At 74.3% G+C, this 19,804-nt stretch carries 19 protein-coding genes and 2 pseudogenes; 8 read left to right on the top strand and 13 right to left on the bottom strand.

Translation table 11 applies throughout. The annotated features are described in order from the left end of the window. Positions 1-206: 206 nt before the first annotated feature. On the bottom strand, positions 207-701 hold the full coding sequence (locus OTB16_RS28220) for a hypothetical protein (RefSeq protein ID WP_267723617.1): 495 nt from the start codon (positions 699-701) through the stop codon (positions 207-209). A gap of 172 nt (positions 702-873) precedes the next feature. Here OTB16_RS28220 and OTB16_RS28215 point away from each other — a divergent pair, with 172 nt between their 5' ends. Beyond that, on the top strand, positions 874-1,071 hold the full coding sequence (locus OTB16_RS28215) for a hypothetical protein (RefSeq protein ID WP_267723616.1): 198 nt from the start codon (positions 874-876) through the stop codon (positions 1,069-1,071). A 151-nt stretch (positions 1,072-1,222) separates the two neighbouring features. Here the strand turns inward: OTB16_RS28215 and OTB16_RS28210 are convergent, their stop codons facing one another. Then, positions 1,223-2,650, bottom strand: a complete 1,428-nt coding sequence (locus OTB16_RS28210) for a hypothetical protein (protein ID WP_267723615.1) — start codon at positions 2,648-2,650, stop codon at positions 1,223-1,225. 406 nt (positions 2,651-3,056) lie between these two features. On the opposite strand from OTB16_RS28210, the gene OTB16_RS28205 reads away from it, so the two are divergent. Then, the gene (locus OTB16_RS28205; protein WP_267723614.1) at positions 3,057-3,524 is read left to right on the top strand and encodes a PPOX class F420-dependent oxidoreductase; all 468 of its coding nucleotides are present in this window, start codon (positions 3,057-3,059) and stop codon (positions 3,522-3,524) included. A gap of 193 nt (positions 3,525-3,717) precedes the next feature. Beyond that, a complete protein-coding gene (locus tag OTB16_RS28200) occupies positions 3,718-4,038 on the top strand; it encodes an SH3 domain-containing protein (RefSeq protein WP_267723613.1) in 321 nt (106 codons plus the stop codon). A gap of 137 nt (positions 4,039-4,175) precedes the next feature. On the opposite strand, the gene OTB16_RS28195 is transcribed toward OTB16_RS28200, so the two are convergent. Beyond that, complete coding sequence (locus OTB16_RS28195; RefSeq protein WP_267723612.1) at positions 4,176-5,588, bottom strand: MFS transporter; 1,413 nt, start codon at positions 5,586-5,588, stop codon at positions 4,176-4,178. Positions 5,589-5,728: 140 nt separating this feature from the next. On the opposite strand from OTB16_RS28195, the gene OTB16_RS28190 reads away from it, so the two are divergent. Next, positions 5,729-6,550, top strand: a complete 822-nt coding sequence (locus OTB16_RS28190; protein ID WP_267723696.1) for a helix-turn-helix transcriptional regulator — start codon at positions 5,729-5,731, stop codon at positions 6,548-6,550. 98 nt (positions 6,551-6,648) lie between these two features. Here OTB16_RS28190 and OTB16_RS28185 read toward each other — a convergent pair whose 3' ends face one another. Then, positions 6,649-7,593, bottom strand: a complete 945-nt coding sequence (locus OTB16_RS28185; RefSeq protein WP_267723611.1) for a nucleoside hydrolase — start codon at positions 7,591-7,593, stop codon at positions 6,649-6,651. Positions 7,594-7,841: 248 nt separating this feature from the next. Here OTB16_RS28185 and OTB16_RS28180 point away from each other — a divergent pair, with 248 nt between their 5' ends. Further along, positions 7,842-9,200, top strand: a complete 1,359-nt coding sequence (locus tag OTB16_RS28180) for an erythromycin esterase family protein (RefSeq protein WP_267723610.1) — start codon at positions 7,842-7,844, stop codon at positions 9,198-9,200. Positions 9,201-9,238: 38 nt separating this feature from the next. Here OTB16_RS28180 and OTB16_RS28175 read toward each other — a convergent pair whose 3' ends face one another. Next, positions 9,239-9,451: a hypothetical protein gene (locus tag OTB16_RS28175; RefSeq protein WP_267723609.1), complete on the bottom strand. Its 213-nt coding sequence runs from the start codon at positions 9,449-9,451 to the stop codon at positions 9,239-9,241. A gap of 54 nt (positions 9,452-9,505) precedes the next feature. Next, positions 9,506-10,594 (bottom strand): DUF2330 domain-containing protein, encoded by a 1,089-nt coding sequence (locus tag OTB16_RS28170; RefSeq protein WP_267723608.1) that lies wholly within the window; start codon positions 10,592-10,594, stop codon positions 9,506-9,508. A gap of 164 nt (positions 10,595-10,758) precedes the next feature. On the opposite strand from OTB16_RS28170, the pseudogene OTB16_RS28165 reads away from it, so the two are divergent. Further along, a pseudogene (locus tag OTB16_RS28165) lies at positions 10,759-11,133 on the top strand (TauD/TfdA family dioxygenase); the annotation flags it as partial. Positions 11,134-11,277: 144 nt separating this feature from the next. Here OTB16_RS28165 and OTB16_RS28160 read toward each other — a convergent pair. The 6 genes and pseudogenes from OTB16_RS28160 to OTB16_RS28135 form a co-directional block, all read right to left on the bottom strand. After that, positions 11,278-11,703 (bottom strand): annotated as a pseudogene (locus tag OTB16_RS28160) (GntR family transcriptional regulator); the annotation flags it as partial. A 209-nt stretch (positions 11,704-11,912) separates the two neighbouring features. Next, on the bottom strand, positions 11,913-12,578 hold the full coding sequence (locus OTB16_RS28155) for an HAD family hydrolase (RefSeq protein ID WP_267723607.1): 666 nt from the start codon (positions 12,576-12,578) through the stop codon (positions 11,913-11,915). Then, positions 12,575-13,678 carry an ABC transporter ATP-binding protein gene (locus tag OTB16_RS28150; protein ID WP_267723606.1) on the bottom strand — a complete coding sequence of 368 codons (1,104 nt, stop codon included), beginning with the start codon at positions 13,676-13,678 and terminating at the stop codon, positions 12,575-12,577. Before OTB16_RS28150 ends, OTB16_RS28155 begins: the two co-directional genes overlap by 4 nt. A gap of 4 nt (positions 13,679-13,682) precedes the next feature. Further along, on the bottom strand, positions 13,683-14,606 hold the full coding sequence (locus OTB16_RS28145; RefSeq protein WP_420717817.1) for an ABC transporter permease: 924 nt from the start codon (positions 14,604-14,606) through the stop codon (positions 13,683-13,685). Further along, positions 14,603-15,508, bottom strand: a complete 906-nt coding sequence (locus OTB16_RS28140) for an ABC transporter permease (protein ID WP_267723604.1) — start codon at positions 15,506-15,508, stop codon at positions 14,603-14,605. The genes OTB16_RS28145 and OTB16_RS28140 overlap by 4 nt, the downstream gene beginning before the upstream one ends. Next, positions 15,508-16,674, bottom strand: coding sequence for an ABC transporter substrate-binding protein (locus OTB16_RS28135; protein ID WP_383905682.1), 1,167 nt, complete (start codon positions 16,672-16,674; stop codon positions 15,508-15,510). Before OTB16_RS28135 ends, OTB16_RS28140 begins: the two co-directional genes overlap by 1 nt. A 274-nt stretch (positions 16,675-16,948) precedes the next feature. On the opposite strand from OTB16_RS28135, the gene OTB16_RS28130 reads away from it, so the two are divergent. Beyond that, the gene (locus OTB16_RS28130; protein ID WP_267723694.1) at positions 16,949-17,695 is read left to right on the top strand and encodes a GntR family transcriptional regulator; all 747 of its coding nucleotides are present in this window, start codon (positions 16,949-16,951) and stop codon (positions 17,693-17,695) included. 39 nt (positions 17,696-17,734) lie between these two features. On the opposite strand, the gene OTB16_RS28125 is transcribed toward OTB16_RS28130, so the two are convergent. Continuing rightward, the gene (locus tag OTB16_RS28125; protein ID WP_267723603.1) at positions 17,735-18,679 is read right to left on the bottom strand and encodes a Rossmann-fold NAD(P)-binding domain-containing protein; all 945 of its coding nucleotides are present in this window, start codon (positions 18,677-18,679) and stop codon (positions 17,735-17,737) included. Positions 18,680-18,750: 71 nt separating this feature from the next. Here OTB16_RS28125 and OTB16_RS28120 point away from each other — a divergent pair, with 71 nt between their 5' ends. Beyond that, positions 18,751-19,698: a LysR family transcriptional regulator gene (locus tag OTB16_RS28120; RefSeq protein WP_267723602.1), complete on the top strand. Its 948-nt coding sequence runs from the start codon at positions 18,751-18,753 to the stop codon at positions 19,696-19,698. Positions 19,699-19,804: the final 106 nt, after the last annotated feature.

Genomic DNA, 19,804 nt, shown 5'->3' with positions numbered 1-19,804 from the left:
CGCCGCATTCCTCGCGCACCGACCCGGCACTCTGTTGAAGCATGGATCATCGTGGCACTTCTCCTGCCCCGCGTCAGCCCACCCGGACAGCACAAGTCTCAGGTGATGCCGAAGAAGGCATTCTGTTGGCGCCCCGTTGACACTCCGGCGTACGCGGGAGCGCGCTGTACCCGGCCGACGGCCCGCCGTCACCCGGTCGCGGCCGGTCAGCCGCCCTGCGTCCGGCGCTTCAGCGGTGTGCCGCAGCGGCTGCAGAAGCGCGCGTCGGCTTCGATCGCGTGGCGGTGGCACCGTCCGCAGACCAGGTGCAGCGCGCAGGGCGCCGCGGCGTCGGGCCGGGGACGGTGTCCGATGGCCATTCCGGGGCGCCGCCGGTGGGCGGTGAGGTAGACCAGCCCGTCCGGGCCCGCCGAGAAGGCGCGGGAAGCGCCGCGCGGCAGGACGGTGAGGGACCCGGGGCTCACCTCGCGGCCGGTGCCGGCCAGGGTGAGGTGACCGGCGCCCGCGACGACGACGAGCAGGACGTCGAGGTCGGCCTCGGTGTGGGGGGCGACTTCGGCGCCGGGTGGCAGCCGGACCACGTTGGCGTCGAGCTGGCGGCCGGGGTCGCGCAGCCGCCACAGCGCGCCGCGCTGGTCGGCCGGGGCGTTCGCGACGAGCGCGCCGAGGACGGTCCCCCCGGCGTCCGGTGTGGTCGGCATCGGTGTCCTTCCCGTTCCCGCGAGCGTCCCGGCGCCTGAATGATCCCCCATCGGGCGGGCACCCGGGGCGGCCGGCGCGGATCGCCGGTGTGGCGGTCGGTGCGGCGCGGCCGGGTGATGACGAAACGGTCACGTGCCGCCACGTCCCGGGGCGCGGAATCGTTGGGCCGACATGCAGGAGACGATGTTCGCAGCGCGGGAGACGGCCGGGGTACCGCGACCGCTCTGGGTGTCTTGGACCGAGTCCGACTCTCCGATCTACGACCGGCTGGAGCGGGAGTGGGTGCGCGCGGGGAGGACCGTGCCCCGCCCGCCGGGCCCGGTCGGCTGGGACCGGGTCGAGCGCGGGGAACGCTTCGACCGGGCCTGACCTCTGCACCGGGCCGTGTCGCTTCCACCCGGTGGCGACGGCTGTCGAGGGGCCGCGGCGGCGGCTGACGGGTTGCGGCGGCTGCTGAGGGGCCGCGGCGGCTGACGGCGGGCTGAGACGGTTGCCGGCCCTCGCCCTCCGTCGCGCGTACTCAGCCGCTGCTCGACGGCGTACGCCGGTCCGCCCCGGCCGCCCGGGCCGCCGCGTAGGCGTGGACGACGCTCACCAGGGCGCACCCCGCCGCGATTACCCAGACGAACCACCCCGCGTCCGCGACGGCGGCGCGGTAGGCGGTGGCGGCCAGCAGCAGTGACGAGGCGCCGGAGCAGGCGACGGACACGGCCGGGGGCACCGCGCCCAGGGCCTCGGTCTTCGACGCGCGGTCGAACGACGTGCAGACCCACGCGAGGACGACGACGGACGTGACGTACGCCGCGACCTCGGGCGCCACCGGGGACGCGGACGTACTCGCCCCGAACGCCACCACGGCCGCGACCTGGACCTGCGTCACGCCCAGGACCGTGTACACGATCCGGCCCGCGACCGGCGGGTTCGGCAGGGTCGTGCCGAACCACGAGGCGAGCGTCCAGAACGCGGCGGAGAACGCCACGACGTTCAGCAGGCCCGGCCAGGTCACCGCGGAGAAGGACGTCAGCTCGCCCACCGCGGCGGCGAGCGGGAGCGGGGCGGCCGCCGCGTACCCCCAGCGGACCGGGCCGGGGGCGGGGCCGCGGCGGGGGAAGCGCACCCCGTGGACGGTGAAGAGGAGGCCCCCGACGCCCACCCCGAGGGCCGGGAGCCAGCCGGGCGGGCCCGCGGAGTGCGTCCGGAGTGCGGCCCCGAGCAGGCAGGACGCCGCGAACACCACGGTTCCCAGGGCCTGTACGCCGCGTACGACGAACAGTGGATAGTGCGCCGGGAGCGGTTCCGCGATCCGGCGGGCGGCCCAGGGGTCGTCAGTCTCGCCCCGGTCGAAGGCCGCGGACGCCGTTCTCCTCAGGGCCTCGACCCCGTCCCCGGCCGCGCGGAGCGTGCCCCGCCGGGGGGCGCCCCAGACGGTCGCCAGGTAGGCGGACGTCGCGAAGACGACCAGGGCCGCCGTGACGGCCGCCGCGGGGACGCCCAGCAGGCCGACCGGCACGGGTGACGCCGCCTCCACCCGGGCCTGGAGCGGCCACAGGGCCGCGGCGACGGCCAGCATCGGTACCGTGCCGGCGCCGAGGACGAGCCCGGTGCGCAGCGGCTCCCGCAGCCGGCCGGCGGTACCTGCGGTGGCCGCGCCGGCGTACACCAGGCCCGCGCCGACGAACCCGGCCGTCTCCACGGTGTTCCAGGCGTTCGCCTTCGCGTTCGCGGTCCCGCGCCGGACGATCTCCTCGTACGTGCCGCTGTTCGAGCCGGTGCTCACGCACGCGCCGCCCGGGCGCATCGGTTTCCCGTCGCACACCGGCCGTCCCGTGTACGTGGCGGAGGCCGCCTCGTGGGCCGCCGTCAGCGCCCAGGCGATGACGAGCCAGCCGGCCACGAGCAGCATGGCGCCGAGGATCCGGGATCGGGTATCCGTTACGGAGTCGGTCACCGCCGCGCCCCCCTGTTCCGCGCGGCGGGGCTCCTCCCCGGTTCACTGGCGGATCCCGTACCGCTCGCACGTGTGCTTCGGGCCACATCCTGGCACCGGGCTTCCTCCTCGCCGGGGCGGGAGGAGGGGCGTCACCTGAACGAGCGAGCCGCGGTACCGCTCTGACGAGGGGCGATACGGGGGGCGATACAGGGGTCGGGTGCGGCGGGTCCTCGAAGTCCGGGGTGCCGGTGCGCGGGTGGGCGCGGAACCCGGCCGGGTGTGGCGCGGAACCCGCTCCGGGGAACGGAGACCCGGAGCGGGCGGGTGCACCCACCACCTCAACGACCCGGAGCAGAATCGGTTCCGCACAATCGGTTCCCGGTGGACCGGAATACACCGCGCCAGGTCCCGGGTTGAGGCCCACATGGCAGACACGACGAACACGGCGAGCACGGCGCACCCCACCGGCAGCCCCTTCGACCCGCACGAGTTGCTCGCGAACAGCAGGCTCGGCGTGCTCGCGACGATCAAGTCCGACGGCCGCCCCCAGCTGTCCCCCGTCCTCCCGTCGTACGACCGGACCGCCGGCGTCATCCGGGTGTCGACGACCGAGGGGACCGCCAAGACCGCCAATCTGCGCCGCGACCCGCGGGCCGCGCTGGAGGTGACCGGTCCGGACGGCTGGACGTGGGCCACCGCCGAGGGCACGGTGACGCTCGTCGGGCCGGGCACCGACCCGCACGGCCCCGAGGTCCAGGCACTGGTGGACTACTACCGCCTCGCCGCCGGCGAGCACCCGGACTGGGACGAGTACCGGGCCGTCATGGTGTCCGACCGCAGGGTGCTGGTGACGATCGCCGTGGACAACGTGTACGGCGCCTCGCTCCGCTGACGGCCGCCCACCGCACGAGAGGGCGGGAGTGCGCGTCCGGCCCGGGGAGACCCCCGGGCCACCGGCCGGGACGTTCCGCCGTTCGAGGGACCGTGCGGTGTGCCGGACTGCCGTACGGCGAACGGCGGCGCAGGGTCGTTCCACGGCCGCGTTCGGTGCGCGCCGGGTCAGTCGTGAGGTTGGAGAGACGCAGATGCGCATGTTCAGAAGGATCGCTGTGGCGGGTACGGCGGCCGCCGCCTCGGCCGTTCTCTTCGCCGGGGGCGCGCTGGCGGCGGTCCCGTACGCCGACGGACTGGTCGTCAGCTCGGCCGGCGTCAAGGTCCGCGCCAACGCCACCACCAATGCCCGCGTGGTCGGCTCCCTGCGCCCCTGGGAGAAGGTCAGGCTGTCCTGCCAGGTCCAGGCCAAGTGGGTCGAGGGCAACAATGTCTGGTACCGGCTGCACGGTCAGCCGAGCGGTTGGGTGTCGGCCCGGTACGTGCACAACTACACGGTCGTGCCGTGGTGCTGACGTTCCGTCCGGAAGGTCGCGGCACGGCGGCGGAGTCCCTTCGCTGATCGTGCCGCCGCGGAAACGCCCTACGCCGTCGGCGGCGTAGGGCGTTTCCCGTCGGTTCCGGCGGCCGGTCTTCCCCGACCGCCCCGGCCTCAGGCCGTGCGTCGGCGCAGCCCGATCGCCACCAGGAGCGCGGCGGCGAGCACGACGGCCGCGTCGATCGCGAGCACGGTCCGCACGCCGTCGAGGAGCGACGCCCGCGTGGTGGCCAGGACGCCGAGCAGCGGAATGCCGATGGTGATGCCGACCTGCTGGGTGGTGGTGACCAGGCCGGTGGCCAGGCCCTGTTCCGCGTCGGGCACGCCGCTCGTGACGGTGACGCCGTAGGAGATGATCGCTCCGAGGTGGAACATGCTGGCCAGCGATACGGCCACGGTCGCCAGCAGGGCACCGGACTCCGCGCCCACGCCGAGCAGCGCGGCGATGAACACGCCCTGGCCGAGCAGCGAGCCGACGAGGGTGCGGCGGGCGCCGAAGCGGCCGATGAGCGTGGGGGCGTACATACCGGCGACCGCCGACGCGACGCCCTGGATGCCGAAGACCAGGCCGGTCCGGAAGGCTGACAGGTGCAGGGTCTCCTGGAGGTAGAGGGTCAGGACGAAGACGACCGTCGACATCATCGAGAAGGTCACGAGGCCTGCGATGTTGCCCCAGGCGATCGTGCGCCGCTTCAGCATCGGCAGGGAGACCAGCGGGGCCGGGGCCTTCGACTCCACCACCGCGAAGGCGGCGAGGAGTACGAGCCCGGCGGCCAGCGCGCCCCACACGTCCGCCCCGCCGAAGCCTCGCTGGGCGGCCGTCGACAGGGCGTAGATCAGCGCGAGCAGCCCGCCCGTGACGGTCACGGCGCCGGGTACGTCCAGCCGCGGCCGCTGGGGGTTGCGCGATTCGGGCAGCAGTCCGGGGGCGAGGAGAAGCACGATCACGGCGGCGGCGGCGAGCAGCGCCATCGTCGAACGCCAGCCGAGGGTGTCGGTCATGACCCCGCCGAGCAGCATGCCGACGGTGAAGCCGAGGGACAGCAGCGTGCCGGAGATGCCGAGCGCCCGCGCGCGAAGGGGGCCTTCGGGGAACGTCGTCGTCAGCAGGGACATGCCGGTCGGCACGATGATCGCCGCCCCCAGCCCCTGCACGGCGCGCCCGGTCAGGAAGGACGCCGGGTCCCAGGCGAAGGTGGCGAGCAGGGAGGCCGCGCCGAAGACCGCGAGGCCGGTCAGGAACAGCTTCTTGCGGCCGTAGAGGTCGGCGACGCGGCCGAAGAGGAGGAGGAAGCCGCCGGACGGCAGCGCGAACGCGGTGACCGCCCACTGCAGGGCGGACCGGCTTAGGCCCAGGTCCTCGCCGAGGACGGGCAGGGCCACGTTGAGTACGGAGAAGTCGAGCGCCACCATGAACTGGGCGGCGCAGAGCACGAAGAGGACCAGTTTGGCCCGGCCGGAGAGCCTGCTGTCCCCGGGATCCGCCGTGTGCGCAGCGGTGGTCGTCGTCTGTGTGTCAGTCGCCATGGCCCTACCTTCACGGCGCGGGAATGCCCGTGAAGAGTGGGAACTTATCCTGTTGGTGGCACCACCAGGGGGCCGGCAGGGGGAACTTCGTGGCCACACCGATCGACAGGCACCGCCGGGCGGAACTGCGCGAGTTCCTGATGAGCAGGCGGGCCCGGGTCACGCCGGCGGCGGCCGGGCTGCCGGACGGCGGAGCCCGGCGCCGTACGCCCGGTCTGCGGCGGGAAGAGGTCGCCGTGCTGGCCGGTGTCGGGGTGTCCTGGTACCAGTGGCTGGAACAGGGGCGCGACATCACCGTGTCCTCGCAGGTCCTGGACTCGGTGGGCCGGGTCCTCAAACTGACCAGCGCGGAGCGCCGGCACCTGTACGTACTGGCCGGGCTCAACCCGCCCGCCCTGGAGGTCGCCCCGGGCGACCGGGACATGTGCCACGGCCTGAAGCGGCTGATCGACACCTGGATGCCCTATCCCGCGCACATCATGGACGTGTACTGGAACACGGTGATGTACAACGAGGCGGCCGCGCTGGTGCTCGGGATGCGCCCGGAGACCGTGCAGAACTGCCTGATCGCCTTCTTCACCGACCCGATCTACCGGGTCCGCTCCGCGCGCTGGGAAGAGGTCGCGTGCGAGGTGGTGGCCCAGTTCCGGGCGGCCTGTTCGGAGCACCCGCGGGACGAGGGGTTCCGAGCGGTCATCGCCGAGGCGAGGGAACTCAGTCCGGAATTCGCCGCGTTGTGGGAGCAGCGGGACGTGCGGCCCGGCGGCCAGCTCCGGAAGGAGATGGAGCACCCCGTCGTGGGCACGCTGCACGTGGAGTCGACCCAGCTGCGCGTCCCGGCCCGCCCCGACCTGTCGATCGTGCTCCACACGCCGTTGCCGGGCACCGACACGGCCGCGAAACTGGAGTGGCTGTCGTCGCCGGAGGGCAGGCGCGGCCTGATGTACCCCGTCGCGGGCTGACGCACCCGTCCCGGGCTGACGTACCCGTCGCGGGCTGACGCACCCGTCGAAGGCTGAGCCGGACTCCGAAGACGTGAGGCGGGTTCCGGACCGGCCGGTCAGGGGGTACGGGAGCCGAGGACCGTGACGGCCGCGATCATCCGGTCCCAGAAGCGGCCTGCGTCGAGGGTGACGGCGACCCGCGCGTTCACCGGGCGGTCCAGGTACCGGTGGAGGTCCACGACGGTGGCGCCGCGGGTGTACCGGCCGTGCAGTTCGACCGTGACGTTCGCGTCCGCGCAGCCGACGATCGACCGGTCGATGACCCGGGCCACGGCGACGGGGTCGTGCAGCGGCGGGTGGGGCATGCCCCACAGGCGGAGGTAGGCGGAGGCGAAGTAGGCCAGCAGTCCGGCGCAGGTGTCGCCCAGTTCGGTGCCGAGGCCTTCGAAGCGGGCCAGGACCTCGGGGGTGGCCAGGGCCTGGTGGGTGACGTTGAGCCCGCACATGGTGACGGGGACTCCGCTGCGGAAGACGATGTCCGCGGCCTCCGGGTCGGTGTAGATGTTGAACTCGGCCGCGGGCGTGCGGTTGCCGCGTTCCGTGGAGCCGCCCATCAGCACGATCTCGCGGATGCGGGCGGCGCTCCCGGGATAGCGGGTGAGCAGCAGCGCGATGTTGGTCAGCGGAGCGGTGGGGACGAGGGTCACCGGCTCCGGGTGGTCCTGAAGGATCCGGTGGATGAGGTCCACGGCGTGCTCGGGGACCACGTCGACGGTGGGTTCCGGGAACCGCGGCCCGTCCAGGCCGGACACGCCGTGCACGTCGTCGGCGACGGCCAGCGGCTGGACCAGCGGCCGGTCGCACCCGGCCGCGACGGGGACGTCGGTGATCCCGGCGAGGGTGCACACGCGGAGGGCGTTGAGGGTGGTCTTCTCCAGCGTCTGGTTGCCGGCGACGGTGGTGACGGCCAGCAGGTCGACCGCGGGGTCGGCGGCGGCCAGCATGATCGCGAGGGCGTCGTCGTGTCCGGGGTCGCAGTCGATGATCATCGGAACGGGCACGGGCGCTCCTCCTCGTCGGGGCCGGCCGGTGCGGACGCCTCCGAGCGGGGCCCAGCGGACCCCTCGGTCCCTTCGGGGGCCGCGCCGCCCGGCGTCCGTCCGGGCATGGCACGACGATACGTCGGGGCGGTGGCGGCGGCGCTCGGATCCGGCCGGATCGTGAGGCCGAGTCGGGGTGGAGGTAGCCCCACCCCGAGCCGGGGGTTTGGATCATGGTGGTGGTGGCCGCCGGCCGGGAGGCTGGGGGCATGAGACGACACACTTCCGCGCTTTCCGCCCTGCTGCTCCTCGCGTTCGGAGCGGTGCTCGCCGCCGCGCCGCCGGCCCCGGCGGTGTCGCCGGTGTCCGCCCTGGAACGAAACGCACATCCGCTGCGCACCACCGACCCCTCCGGCGGTCTGGAGGACCTGCGCCCCCTGGGCCGGATGGTCGGTGACGCCCGGGTGGTGGGCCTGGGCGAGGCCACCCACAGTTCGCACGAGTTCTTCACGATGAAACACCGCGTCTTCCGTTACCTCGTCGAGGAGAAGGGCTTCCGCACCTTCGCCCTGGAGGGCAGCTGGAGCACCGGACGGCGGCTGAACGACTACGTGCTGCACGGCAAGGGCGACGCCCGGCAGATCATGCGCGAGGAGTTCCAGAACACGTACTCCTGGTGGAACACCGACGAGCACCTCGGCCTCCTGCGGTGGATGCGCGCGTACAACGTCCAACACCCCTCGGATCCGTTGCAGTTCATGGGCGACGACTTCGCCTACACCGGCCCGGAGCTCTATGACCAGGTGACCGGCTACGTCGCCCGGACCCGTCCCGCGCTCCTGCCGGAGCTCACCGGTCTGTACGACGGCCTTCGGCCCACGACCTCCGCCGACGCCTACATGAACGCGTACCTGACGAAGCCGCCGGCCGAGCGGCAGGAGCTGGCGAACCGGACCGGGCGCGCGCTGGCCCTGCTCAGGGAGCAGCGCCCCGGGGCCGGGTCCGACGGGGAGGCGTACGCCTGGGCCGTGCAGCACGCCACCGCCATCGACCAGACGGCCAGGGGCTACGCCTTCGACTTCGCCGACCCCGCGCAGGTCGCGGCCTGCATGCGCTACCGGGACTCGGTCATGGCCGACAACGTCGACTGGTGGCAGAAGAACACCGGGGACAAGGTGGTGCTGTCGGCGCACAACGCGCACCTCGCCCTGGAGACCCGCGACCCGGCGCAGTACCCGAAGGTGCAGGGCAGCTTCCTGCGCGACAAGCTGGGCACGGACTACCTGAGCATCGGCACCACCTTCGACCGGGGCTCGTTCAACGCCACCGGTGACGACGGGAAGGTGCGCCGCCACACCATGGGTCCGGCGCGACCCGGCAGCAACGAGTACGTCCTGGACCGGGTCGGCCACCGCGACTACGTCCTGGACCTGCGCACCGCCCCGCCCGCCGCCCGCACATGGCTCGCGACGGCCCGTCCCACCAGGAGCATCGGCACCGCCTACACCGGGCCCTCGGGAGCCGAGTACCCGGTCGCGCTCGCGTCCGCGCACGACATCGTCATCCACCTGCACCGGATCACCGCCGCCCGGCTGCTGCCGGCCGGCCCGGCACCCGCCGCGCGGTGAACGGGTCCGTCCGGAGCCGGTTCAGTGCACCGCATCGGTCACCGGATCATCGTCGACCCGAGCTCGCCGGGCGTCTTCGGCACCCAACGCGCGACCGCCGTGGCTTCCGCGGGGTCCGGCTCGGCCATGCTCACCCGCCAGCCGTCACGGTGCTCGGTGGTCCCGGGCAGGACGTGGAGCTGCTTGATCTGGCCGGCGCCGTGCAGGTGGAGCACTACGGTCTGCCGGTACGAACCCTCGCGGAGGCGCACGGCCCCCGGTGCCGGGGGCCGCAGGTGGCTCCGCACCGGCCGACACCGCCGGCGTCAGGTCCCCGTGCGCCCGCGGCGGCGGCGAAGGCGGAGTGACCCGGTGAGGGCGGCCGCCGCGAGGACCAGGGCCACCGCGAGGGTCAGGAGCCAGACCGGGGTGCCGCCCCAGACCGTGAGCAGCTCGTCGTGGTGGATCACCCGCCGGTACGGGGTGTCCGCGGGCGCGGCGCGGAGTTCGTGGTCGGCGTCGATGCGGGACGGGTCCGGGAACCGCTGGTCGATCGCCGTCAGGAACACCGGTCCTGTGCCCGCCAGTTCGGCGAGCGGGCCGTCCTTCGGGGAGACGGTGCCCGCGAACGTCACCTCCGGGGCGGAGCCGCCGATGCGGGAGGCGGGTTCCATGCGGTGGCCGGCCAGGACGTACAGGCCGAGGGACTGCGGTGTCCGGGCGAGGCGGGACAGCCGCATCGGGTAGACGAGCCGCGTGCTGTCGAAGCGGATCTTCAGGGGGTCCAGGTCCCCGCGGAGCACCGCGTCCGGCCGGCGCGGGGCGAGCCGCACCGCGACGTACTCCCAGTTCTGGTCCACGTACGGCTTGACCTCGGCGGCGAGCCGTTCGGGGAGCGTGAAGCCGTTGGACTCCAGCCATTTGCGCAAGGCGTCGGGGTCGGTGGCCGTGAGGCGGGCGACGTCGAAGTCGCCGAGCTGCTCGCGGCCGACGACCCCGACCCCCGCCCCGTCGCTGCCCGGTGGCGCGGCTCCCGCGCTGTCGCCGCGGCCCGAGGAGAACGGCCAGTCGGAGTCCCGCGGCCAGAAGTAGCCGCGGGCCCGGCGCTCGGGCCGGGTGAGCGAGGCGAGTGCGCCGAACAGGTCCCCGTCGCCCAGCTCCACCGTCGCCCGCCCCGGCACCGGCATGATCCAGGCGGCCCGGCGGGCGTCGCCGCCGACCGTGAAGCGCATCACGATCTCTTCCGTACGGCCGTCCCAGCGCACCACCGAAGTCTCCCGGTCGACCCCGATCCGGGACTGCCCGTCGGGCACCATCGCCCCGCAGCCGCAGGCGTACGCCGGGCTGATCAGGGAGCCCAGCTGGGTCGCGAGCAGGGCGAACAGCAGCGCCAGGATCTTTCGTTTCGTCCACACGGGGTCTCAGACGACCGCCCCCGCGTTCCGGTTCCGCACGCCCGCACGCCCGCACGGTCCGGTCCCGCCCTCCCGCCCCGCCCTTCCCCTCGGGGCCACCTGGCCGTCCCCGGCCTTCACCGGCGCCGGGATCGCGCCGCACACCGACAACCCCCCGGGACCCGGTGCCCACGCTCCAGCTGCTGCACTGCCTGGCCAACGCGGCGCCCGGCGGTGACTCCGGGCTCGTGGACGGCTTCCACGCGGCCGCGCTGCTGCGCGCGGAGGATCCGCACGCCTTCGCCGTACTGGCCCGCACCCCCGTGGAGTTCGTGTTCGCGGACGCGCGCACCGAGCTGCGCGCCGAACGGCCGCTGATCGATGTGGACCCGCTCGGGCGCGTCCGCGAGATCCGCTTCAACAACCGGTCCACCGGCACCGTGCACGGGCCCGCCGACGCGGTCGACGCGTTCTACGCCGCCTACCGGAGCTTCGGTGAACTCCTGCTCCGCCCGGCACTGCGGCTGGACTTCCGGCTCGCGCCCGGCGACTGCGTCGTCTTCGACAACACCCGCCTGCTGCACGCCCGTACGGCATTCGCCGAGTCGGGCGAGCGCCATCCGTGCGACGAGCGCGCCGACCGCCCCCGTGTACGCCGTACGTTCCACCATCACGGGGGCACCGGAGAGCGTACGCAGCCTCAGGACGCGGTAGACCTCGGCCCCGGGCGCGATCCGCAGCCGTTCCGCCTCCTCGGCGTCGGCCGCGCCCCGGTCGACGGAGACGGTACGGCCGCCCGGCCGCTCGCCGAGCGAGCGCGCCCAGCGCGTGAAGCTCCGCAGCTCGGCGACGCCGTCCTGTGCCCCGGGGCCGGCCAGGACCACCCGGCGGGTGCCCCGGCGCGAGGTGATCAGGCCGTCGGAGCGCAGCGCGCCCAGCGCCTGGCGGACCGTTCCCCTGGACACGCCGTGGCGGCGGGCGAGTTCGTCCTCGGCGGGCAGTCGGGCGCCGGACCCGTACTCCCCCGCCGCGATGGCGGCCCGCAGGTCCGCGGCGAGCCCTAGGTAGAGCGGGGTCCGGCGGGTTCCGGGCGGCGTCGGGGCCGGTTGCGGTGGCGGTGCCTGGTTCACGCGCCCAGCCTGCCACGGCCTTCGGGGCGAACAGGACCGGGGGCCGCCGGGCGGCGGCCCCCGGTGGCAGGACGCGTCACCGCCGCCGCCCGCTGCCGGGCGGCTGGGGCGAAACGCACCGGGGCCGGCCGCACCACACCGGGCCGGCCGGCGTACCGGAGACCGCTGCACCGTACCGGGCGCGCCCGGACCCCGCCCCGTCCGGCGGCTCACGCCCGGGCCGACGCCCCCAGGCACCGGCGGAGCAGTTCCGGGGTGACGTCCTCCAGCGAGGTGGCGAAGGTGCGCGCCGCCGACGCCGGGACCGCCAGGAGCGACGGCACCACCAGGACCCCGCACCCGGCGGCCTCAGCGGAGGCGGCGCCGTCCGGCGAGTCCTCCACCGCCACGCACCGCCCGGGCGCCAGGCCCAGCCGGGCGGCGGCGGCCCGGTAGGGGTCCGGGTGCGGCTTGGTGCGTTCGGTGTCGTCGGCGGACAGGGTGAACGCGAAGGGGACGTCGGCCAGGGAGCCGCCCACCACCGAGTCCACGACCACCCGCGGCGAGGCGCTGACCAGTGCGAACGGCACGCCCTCGGCCTCCAGCCGGGCCAGCAGCCGCCGGGCTCCAGGGCGTTCGGGCGCCCCGGCGTCGACCCGGCGGAAGAAGTCCTCGGTGAGTGCGGCGGCGACCTCCGCCGTGTCGCCCGCACCCGCGGCCCGTACGAGGTGGGCGGCGGTGTCCGGCACCGCCCGGCCGACGACCTCCGGCGCGTCCGCGCCGGTCAGCGCGTACCCGAGGGTCCGGGCGGTCTCCTCGGTGGTCCGCCACCACAGCACCTCGGTGTCGACGAGCGTGCCGTCCATGTCGAACAGGACCGCTCCGAGGGTGCTCACGCGGGCCCCGCCACGACGAGCACGGGCCGCTGGGCCAGGCCCATGGCGGCGCGGGTGCCGGTCGCCAGGTCTCCCGCGTCCCGCGAGGGCAGGTCCGCCTTGACCCTTACGCCGCCGGGCAGTTCGAGGTGGAGCCGGGTGACGGAGCCGAAGAAGGAGGCGGAGACGACGGTGGCGTCGCCGTCGGGGTCGGCGCTCGCCGTCACGTTCTCGGGGCGTACGAGGACCTCCACGTCCGCGGTGGCCGGCACGGGGCCGTCCACGGGCAGCCGTACGCCCGCCACCTCCACGAGGCCGGAGCCCGCGAGCCGTCCGGGCAGCCGGTTCATGGTGCCGACGAACTCGGCCACGAACGGCGTCGAGGGGCGCTCGTACAGCTCGGCCGGGGCCGCGCACTGCTCCAGCTTCCCGGCGTTGAGGACCGCGACCCGGTCGGCCATCGACAGGGCCTCCTCCTGGTCGTGGGTGACGAACACGGTGGTGATGCCCAGGGACAGCTGGAGCCTGCGGATCTCCTCGCGCAGGTTGGCCCGTACCTTCGCGTCCAGCGCGGAGAGCGGTTCGTCGAGGAGGAGCACGCGTGGGCGCAGGGCCAGGGCGCGGGCGAGCGCGACGCGCTGCTGCTGGCCGCCGGACATCTGGTGCGGGTAGCGGTCGCCGTGGTCCGGCAGGCCCACCAGGTCGAGGAGTTCGGCGGCGCGCTCGCGGCGCTGTGCCGCGCCGACCTTGCGGACGCGCAGGCCGAAGGCGACGTTGTCGCGGGCGCTGAGGTTCGGGAAGAGGCTGTACGACTGGAAGACCATCCCGGCGTCACGGCGGTTGGCGGGGACGCGGGTGATGTCCTGCCCGTCGACCAGGACTTCGCCGGAGTCCGGCTGCTCGAAGCCGGCGACCACGCGCAGGGCGGTGGTCTTCCCGCAGCCCGACGGGCCCAGCAGGGCGAGGAGTTCGCCGGGCTCGACGGTCAGGTCGAGGCCGTCCAGCGCGACGGTGGAGCCGAACGCCCGGCGCAGGGCGCGGAACTCGACGCGCGCGCCCGCGGGCGCGGCGGAGTCGGCGGGCTTCGCGGCCGTGGGGGCGGTGGTGGGCGTGGTGGACATGGGCTCAGGATTCCTTGCGGGAGGTGGTGGCGGGCGCCGCCGCGGCCGTGGACGGGACGGTCCCGGCCCGGGACAGGGCGAGCAGCAGCAGCCAGGTGATGAGGAGGCTGAGGACGGAGACGGCGACCGACATGCGGGCCTGGGCCCCGGAGATCGACACGATCCAGACGGCGAAGGGCTGGAAGCCGAGGAGGGAGGCGATGGTGAACTCGCCGAGGACCAGGGCGAGCGTGAGGAACGCGGCTCCGGCGAGCGAGGCCCGCAGGTTGGGCAGCAGGACGCGCAGAACGACGTACGGCCAGCTCGCGCCGCAGCTGCGGGCGGCCTCGACCAGGGTCGGCACGTCGACGGCGCGCAGGCCGGCGTCGAGCGAGCGATAGACGAACGGCAGGGCCAGCACGGTGTAGGCGAGGACCAGGACGACCGGGAAGCTCTCGTTCTGCACGGCCAGGAAGGTCTGGTAGAGCGGGGTCCGCGACAGGTGCTCGGGGCCCCAGCGCAGCACGGTGGTGATCCCGGTGACCAGGGCGATCGGCGGTACCACCAGCGGCAGCATGCACATCACCTCGACGACGGGCCGCAGCCGCGGGGAGCCGATCCGTACGGCCACCAGCGCGGGCACCGCGAGCACCAGGGACAGGGCGATGGTGGCGGCGGCGAGGCCCAGGGAGAGCAGCAGGCTCTCGGTGAAGCCGTCGGCGGCGAGCAGTCCCGTGTAGGCCTCGAAGGAGATGCCCTGCCCGGGCACGTGCACGGTGAAGACGAACGAGGCGAGGAGCGGCACGAGGAAGTAGGCGCCCGCGAGGGCGAGTACGGCGCCGCGCCAGACGCGGGGCCGGCGCCGGGCCCGGAAGGCGCCGGGGCGCGGGGCCGGGACCGGAGCCCCGGCGGCGGCCTCCGGGGTGGTGCGGGCGGCGGTCGGGGTCATCGCAGCCATCGGGCGCTCCGTCGCTGGAGGGGCAGGTAGACGGCCATGACCAGGCCGGCGATCAGGATCATGTCGAGGCCGAGGGCGAGCGCGACGTTCTCCTGGCCGGTGAGCACGTTGCCGGAGAGCGCGTCCGCGATCTTCAGGGTGACCAGGGGTACGGATCCGCCGACGAGGGCGGCCGCCGTGGCGTGCGCCGCGAAGGCGGTGCCGAAGAGCAGCACGAACCCGCCGAGCAGCGAGGGCGCGAGCACCGGCAGGCCGACGTGGCGCCAGAACTGTCCGGTGGTGGCCCCGCTGCTCTGCGCGGCTTCGCGCCACTGGGGACGCAGTCCGTCCAGGGCGGGGGCGATCACCAGCACCATCAGGGGGGTGAGGAAGTACAGGTAGACCACGGTGAGTCCGGTGAAGGAGTACAGGTTCCAGCCGAGGCTGCCGAGGTCGGCGAGTTGGGTGACGACTCCGGAGATCCCGGCGGTGGCGATGAACGCGAAGGCCAGGGGGACGCCGCCGAAGTTGGCCAGGACGCCGGAGGCGGTGAGGGCCGCGCCGCGCAGTCCGGCCGAGCCGGAGGTGACGACGGCCTGGGCGATGATGACGCCGAGGACTCCGCCGATCAGCGCGGTGAGGGCGGAGAGCTGGACGCTGCCGACGAGCGAGCCCAGGTACGGGCCCTGGAGGGAGCGGGCGAGGTGCTCGCCGGTCAGCGCGGTGGCGCCGGTCGCCGGGTCGGTGCGGGTGACGGCGCCGAAGGCAATGGCGCCGAGCGGGATCCCGAAGCACAGGCCGGTGAAGGCGAGGAGGGGGAGGGCGGCGAGCCAGGTGCGCGGGCCGCGCCGCCGGCGGCGGCTGGCGCCGCCGGCGGTCCCCGGCGGGTGGGGGGCGGTGGAGGTGGCGGACATCAGGAGAGGGCCTTGTCCCACTTCTCGGCGAGGGCGGCCTTGGCCTTGTCGAGCTCCTCGGACGCCGGGAACGCCGGGGTGCCCTGGACCTGGGGGAGCTTGGCGACGGCGTCCTTGTCGGCGGTGCCGTCCTGGGTCATGGCGGGCAGCAGCACCGGGCGGGCGTAGCCCTTCAGCCACAGGTTCTGGCCCTCGGCGCTGTAGAGGAACTCCATCCACAGGCGGGCGGCCGCCGGGTTGGGGGCCTCCTTGTTGATGGCCTGCGAGTAGAACTGGGCGAAGACGCCGTCGGAGGGGACGGCGACCTTCCAGTCGACGCCCTTGCCCTTGAACTGCTGGGCGTAGCCGGCGTTCAGGTAGTCCCAGTCGATGGAGATGGGCGTCTCGCCCTTCTCGACGGTGGCCGGGGTGGACTCGACGGGGATGAAGTTCCCGCTCTTCTTCAGCTGCCCGAAGAAGTCGATGCCGGGCTGGATGTCGGCGAAGGAGCCCTTGTTGGCGAGGGCGGCCGCGTAGACGCCGCCGAAGGCGGAGCCGGACTTGGTGGGGTTGCCGTTGAGGGCGACCTTGCCCTTGTACTCGGGCTTGAGCAGGTCCGCGAAGGTCTGCGGGCAGGTGGGGACGCGGGCGGCGTCGCAGCCGATGGAGACGTAGCCGCCGTAGTCGTTGTACCAGCGGCCGTCGGCGTCCTTCTGGCCTGCGGGGATCTTGTCCCAGGCGGCGACCTTGTACGGGGCGAAGAGGTTCTCGGCGGCGCCGCTGCGGGCGAAGGCGATGCCGAGGTCCAGTACGTCGGGGGCGCGCTTCTGGCCCTTGCGGGACTTGACGGCGGCGATCTCGTCGGAGCTGGACGCGTCCGGGTTCTCGCTGTTGACCTTGATCTTGTACTTGGCCTCGAAGGCCTTGATGATCTCGCCGTAGTTCGCCCAGTCCGGGGGCAGCGCGATCACGTTGAGCTGGCCCTCCTTCTGGGCGGCGGCGGTGAGGGCCTCCACGGAGCCGAAGTCGGCCGCGGAGGTGGCGGCGCCCGGCTGCTTCGCGTTCTTCGCGTCGCCGGTGGCACCCGCGGGCTGCGGGTCGGGGGCGGCGCCGCACGCGCTGAGCGTGGTGAGGACGGCGGCACTGAGCAGTACGGCCGCACCGCGACGGGCGGAGGAACTGAGCACGGTCTCTCCCGGAGACGGATCCAAAAGGGGGTCGTTCACTTGTCTGAACAAGTTGGCTCCAGTTCGCCCGGGCCCGCTGTACGGACGGTGAACGGCGGCCGTCGCCGGGAGCACGACTCGGGGAAGAGACGAGAATGGCCGGAAGAAGACGTGCCCGGAGCTGCTGGAGTGATCATGGAGGGGTCGGGGTGCCGTGGTGCGGGATCCCGGCACCCGGCACACCGCCGGCGGGCACACCCCGCCGGCGCACATCCGCGACGAGGGAGCGAACGGCATGGGCACGGTCCGGTACCTGGAGATCGCCGCCGCGCTGCGCGGGTCGATCGCCTCCGGCGAACTCCCGGTGGGCGGGCAGCTGCCCTCCGAGAGCGATCTGGCGGCCCGCTGGTCCGCCTCGCGCGGCACGGTCCGCCAAGCGGTCGCGACGCTCGCCTCGGAGGGCCTGATCGGTTCCCGGCAGGGGGCGCGCCGGATCGTCCTGCGGCACGAACGCCGGCACAGTTTCGGCGAGTTGAACAGCTTCGCCCAGTGGGCCGAGGGGGTGGGGCACGAGGCCGGGAGCCGGTTCCTGTCCCGGGTCCGGCGGCCCGCCACGGCCGAGGAGGCGGACCGGCTGCACCTGGCGCCGGGCACCGGGATCCTGGCCGTGCTGCGGCTGCGCCTGCTGGACGGGGAGCCGGTCATGGTGGAGCGGACGGCGTACGCCGACTGGGTCGCGGCGGCGGTCGAGGCGATGCCGGCGGACTGCCGCTCCGTCATGGACGCCCTGGCCGAGGGCTCGGGGGTGGTGGCCCACTACGGCGAGCACCTCATCGACGCGCTCGCGGCGGGCAGCGAGGACGCCCGTCTCCTGGGGATCCGGCGGGGCAGCCCGCTTTTGCGCCAACGGCACGTCTCGGCGACGGCTGCCGCCCGCCCCATCGAGTGGTCCGACGACCGCTACCGGGCGGGCAGTGTGACCTTCAGTGTGAGCAACTCTGCGGTAGCAACCCCCTTGGAACGCCGGGCAGGCGACCGCTGAAACCCTCGGGCCGCCGCACTCGGCCCCGGAAGGGGCCGGTCAGGCGGCGCGGGCCGCTTCGGTGATCGCGGCCGGCAGCCAGTCGGAGGTCCGGCCGAAGCGGAAGCCGAGGGCGGCGGCCCGGCCGTTGTCCATGGCGTACGCCCGGTCGAAGGAGAACGGGGAGGCTTCGGCGCCGGCCGCGACGACCCGGTACCGCGGTGGCCGCCCCAGGCGCTCCGCGACCGCCTCGCAGAGCGCGGTCACGTCCAGCGCGCCGTGCGAGGCGGCGTTGACCGGCCCGGTGAACTCCCCCTCCGCCGCCCAGCGCAGGAACTCCGCGATCTCCAGATGGTGGATGAACGAGGTGGCGTACGGGGCCTCGTGGACCGACACCGGGCTGCCGGAGCCGATCCGCCCGACGTAGTGCGCCAGCCGCCCGGTGAAGTCCGCCGGGCCGCCGCCGAGGACGTGCGCGACCCGCACCGGGACGGACGGGAAGGCGGGCTCGCGCAGGAAGACCGCCTCGGCCTGCCGCTTCCCCTCGGCGTACGCGCGCACGGGCCCGATCCGGCGCTCCACCTCCCACGGGTCCCACCACGGGTGCGCGGCCGGGGACGGCGCCCGCCCCGGGTCGGCGTCCTCCTCGGTCACCGGGACCCGCCGCCCGGGGTCCGCCGGTCCGGACAGGGTGGCGGGGTCGTACACCTCCATCGTCGAGGTCATGACGTATCGCCCGGTCCGCCCGGCGAACACCCGCCGGGCGACGGCGGCCTGGAGCGGCGTGTAGCAGACCTGGTCGACGACGACGTCGAACGTCCGCGCCCCCAGCGCCGCCCGCAGCGCCCCCTCGTCGTCGCGGTCGGCGACGAGCCGGCCGACGCCGAAGGGCGGGGCGGCCGACCCCCTGTTGAGCACCGTGACCGTGTTCCCCGCCTCCCGCAACAGCGTGACCAGGGTCTTTCCGAAGTACCGGCTTCCGCCGACGACGAGAATGTTGCGCATGCCCACGACACTGCCGCTGTATCGTCCCCAGCGGAACCGGTGACCGGCTGAACGCGGCGTAAGGAAAACTGATGATCGACGTGCAGCGGCTGCGCATCCTGCGCGCCGTGGCCGAGCACGGCAGTTTCAACCGGGCGGCCGCCGCCCTGCTCCTCACCCCGTCGGCCGTCTCCCAGCACATCGCCGCGCTGGAGCGCTCCCTCGGCCACCCGGTGGCCGTGCGCAGCAGCCGCGGGGTCACGCTCACCGAGCCCGGCCGCCTGCTGGTCGAGGCGGCGGAGACGATATCCGCCGAACTGGACCAGGTCCGCCACGCCATCGACCGGCTCACGGCGCCCCGGCCGAGGCTGACCGTCGCGACGTTCACCAGCGGGGGGCGGCACCTGCTGCCCGGCGCGCTGGACCGGTTCGTGGCCGCGTACCCGGAGGTGGAGCTGACGCTCCTGGAGAGCGAACCGGAGGCCGCCGTACCGATGGTGCGCTCCGGCGCGGCCGACCTCGCCCTGGCCTACCACCTCGACGGGCCGCCGCCGGTCCGGCCGGACCGGCGTCCCGGGCTCGACTGGATCCCGCTGATGGACGATCCGCTGTGGCTGGTCCTGCCGAGCGGCCACCGGTTCGCGGACCGGGCCTCGCTCGGCCCGGCCGAACTGGCCTCCGACCGCTGGGTGCTGGGCTGCCTGAAGACGGAGGCCTTCCTGCGCCGCTACGCGGAGCTCGCCGGCTTCGAACTCCGGGTGGCCGCCTCCACCACCGACTACTTCTTCGCGCAGACCCTGGTCGGGGCGGGCGTCGGCGTCTCCCTCGTCCCGCACGTCTCGCTGGCCCCCTCCCCCGGGCTGGTCGCGGTCCGTGTCGAACCGCCGCGGCCCGCCCGGCGCATCGGCGTCGTCCTCCCCCGCGGGCGCCACTCCCGCCCGTACGCACGAGCCCTGACCGACGCCCTGACCGCCACAGCCACAGCCACAGCCACCGTGCCCGAGACGACCCCCGCCACGGAGCACGGAGTCCGGCCGTGAACCACCTCCCGACCGGCTTCGCCGCCAATCCCGCGCTGCCCGACCGGCTCACAGCGCTCGGCGCGGCCCCGGTCGCCGGACGCGCCGACCTGCCGCAGGACGCGCG

It is taken from the genome of Streptomyces antarcticus (assembly GCF_026627255.1).
Taxonomy (GTDB): Bacteria; Actinomycetota; Actinomycetes; order Streptomycetales; family Streptomycetaceae; genus Streptomyces; species Streptomyces antarcticus.
This window is presented reverse-complemented; position numbering and strand designations above follow the sequence as displayed.

Bases quoted from the DNA above. Each gene is read 5' to 3' on its own strand.
- OTB16_RS28220 (WP_267723617.1), bottom strand. From the start codon at position 701: ATGCCGACCACACCGGACGCCGGGGGGACCGTCCTCGGCGCGCTCGTC.
- OTB16_RS28215 (WP_267723616.1), top strand. From the start codon at position 874: ATGCAGGAGACGATGTTCGCAGCGCGGGAGACGGCCGGGGTACCGCGA.
- OTB16_RS28205 (WP_267723614.1), top strand. From the start codon at position 3,057: ATGGCAGACACGACGAACACGGCGAGCACGGCGCACCCCACCGGCAGC.
- OTB16_RS28200 (WP_267723613.1), top strand. From the start codon at position 3,718: ATGCGCATGTTCAGAAGGATCGCTGTGGCGGGTACGGCGGCCGCCGCC.
- OTB16_RS28195 (WP_267723612.1), bottom strand. From the start codon at position 5,588: ATGGCGACTGACACACAGACGACGACCACCGCTGCGCACACGGCGGAT.
- OTB16_RS28190 (WP_267723696.1), top strand. From the start codon at position 5,729: ATGAGCAGGCGGGCCCGGGTCACGCCGGCGGCGGCCGGGCTGCCGGAC.
- OTB16_RS28180 (WP_267723610.1), top strand. From the start codon at position 7,842: ATGAGACGACACACTTCCGCGCTTTCCGCCCTGCTGCTCCTCGCGTTC.
- OTB16_RS28150 (WP_267723606.1), bottom strand. From the start codon at position 13,678: ATGTCCACCACGCCCACCACCGCCCCCACGGCCGCGAAGCCCGCCGAC.
- OTB16_RS28145 (WP_420717817.1), bottom strand. From the start codon at position 14,606: ATGACCCCGACCGCCGCCCGCACCACCCCGGAGGCCGCCGCCGGGGCT.
- OTB16_RS28140 (WP_267723604.1), bottom strand. From the start codon at position 15,508: ATGTCCGCCACCTCCACCGCCCCCCACCCGCCGGGGACCGCCGGCGGC.
- OTB16_RS28130 (WP_267723694.1), top strand. From the start codon at position 16,949: ATGGGCACGGTCCGGTACCTGGAGATCGCCGCCGCGCTGCGCGGGTCG.
- OTB16_RS28125 (WP_267723603.1), bottom strand. From the start codon at position 18,679: ATGCGCAACATTCTCGTCGTCGGCGGAAGCCGGTACTTCGGAAAGACC.
- OTB16_RS28120 (WP_267723602.1), top strand. From the start codon at position 18,751: ATGATCGACGTGCAGCGGCTGCGCATCCTGCGCGCCGTGGCCGAGCAC.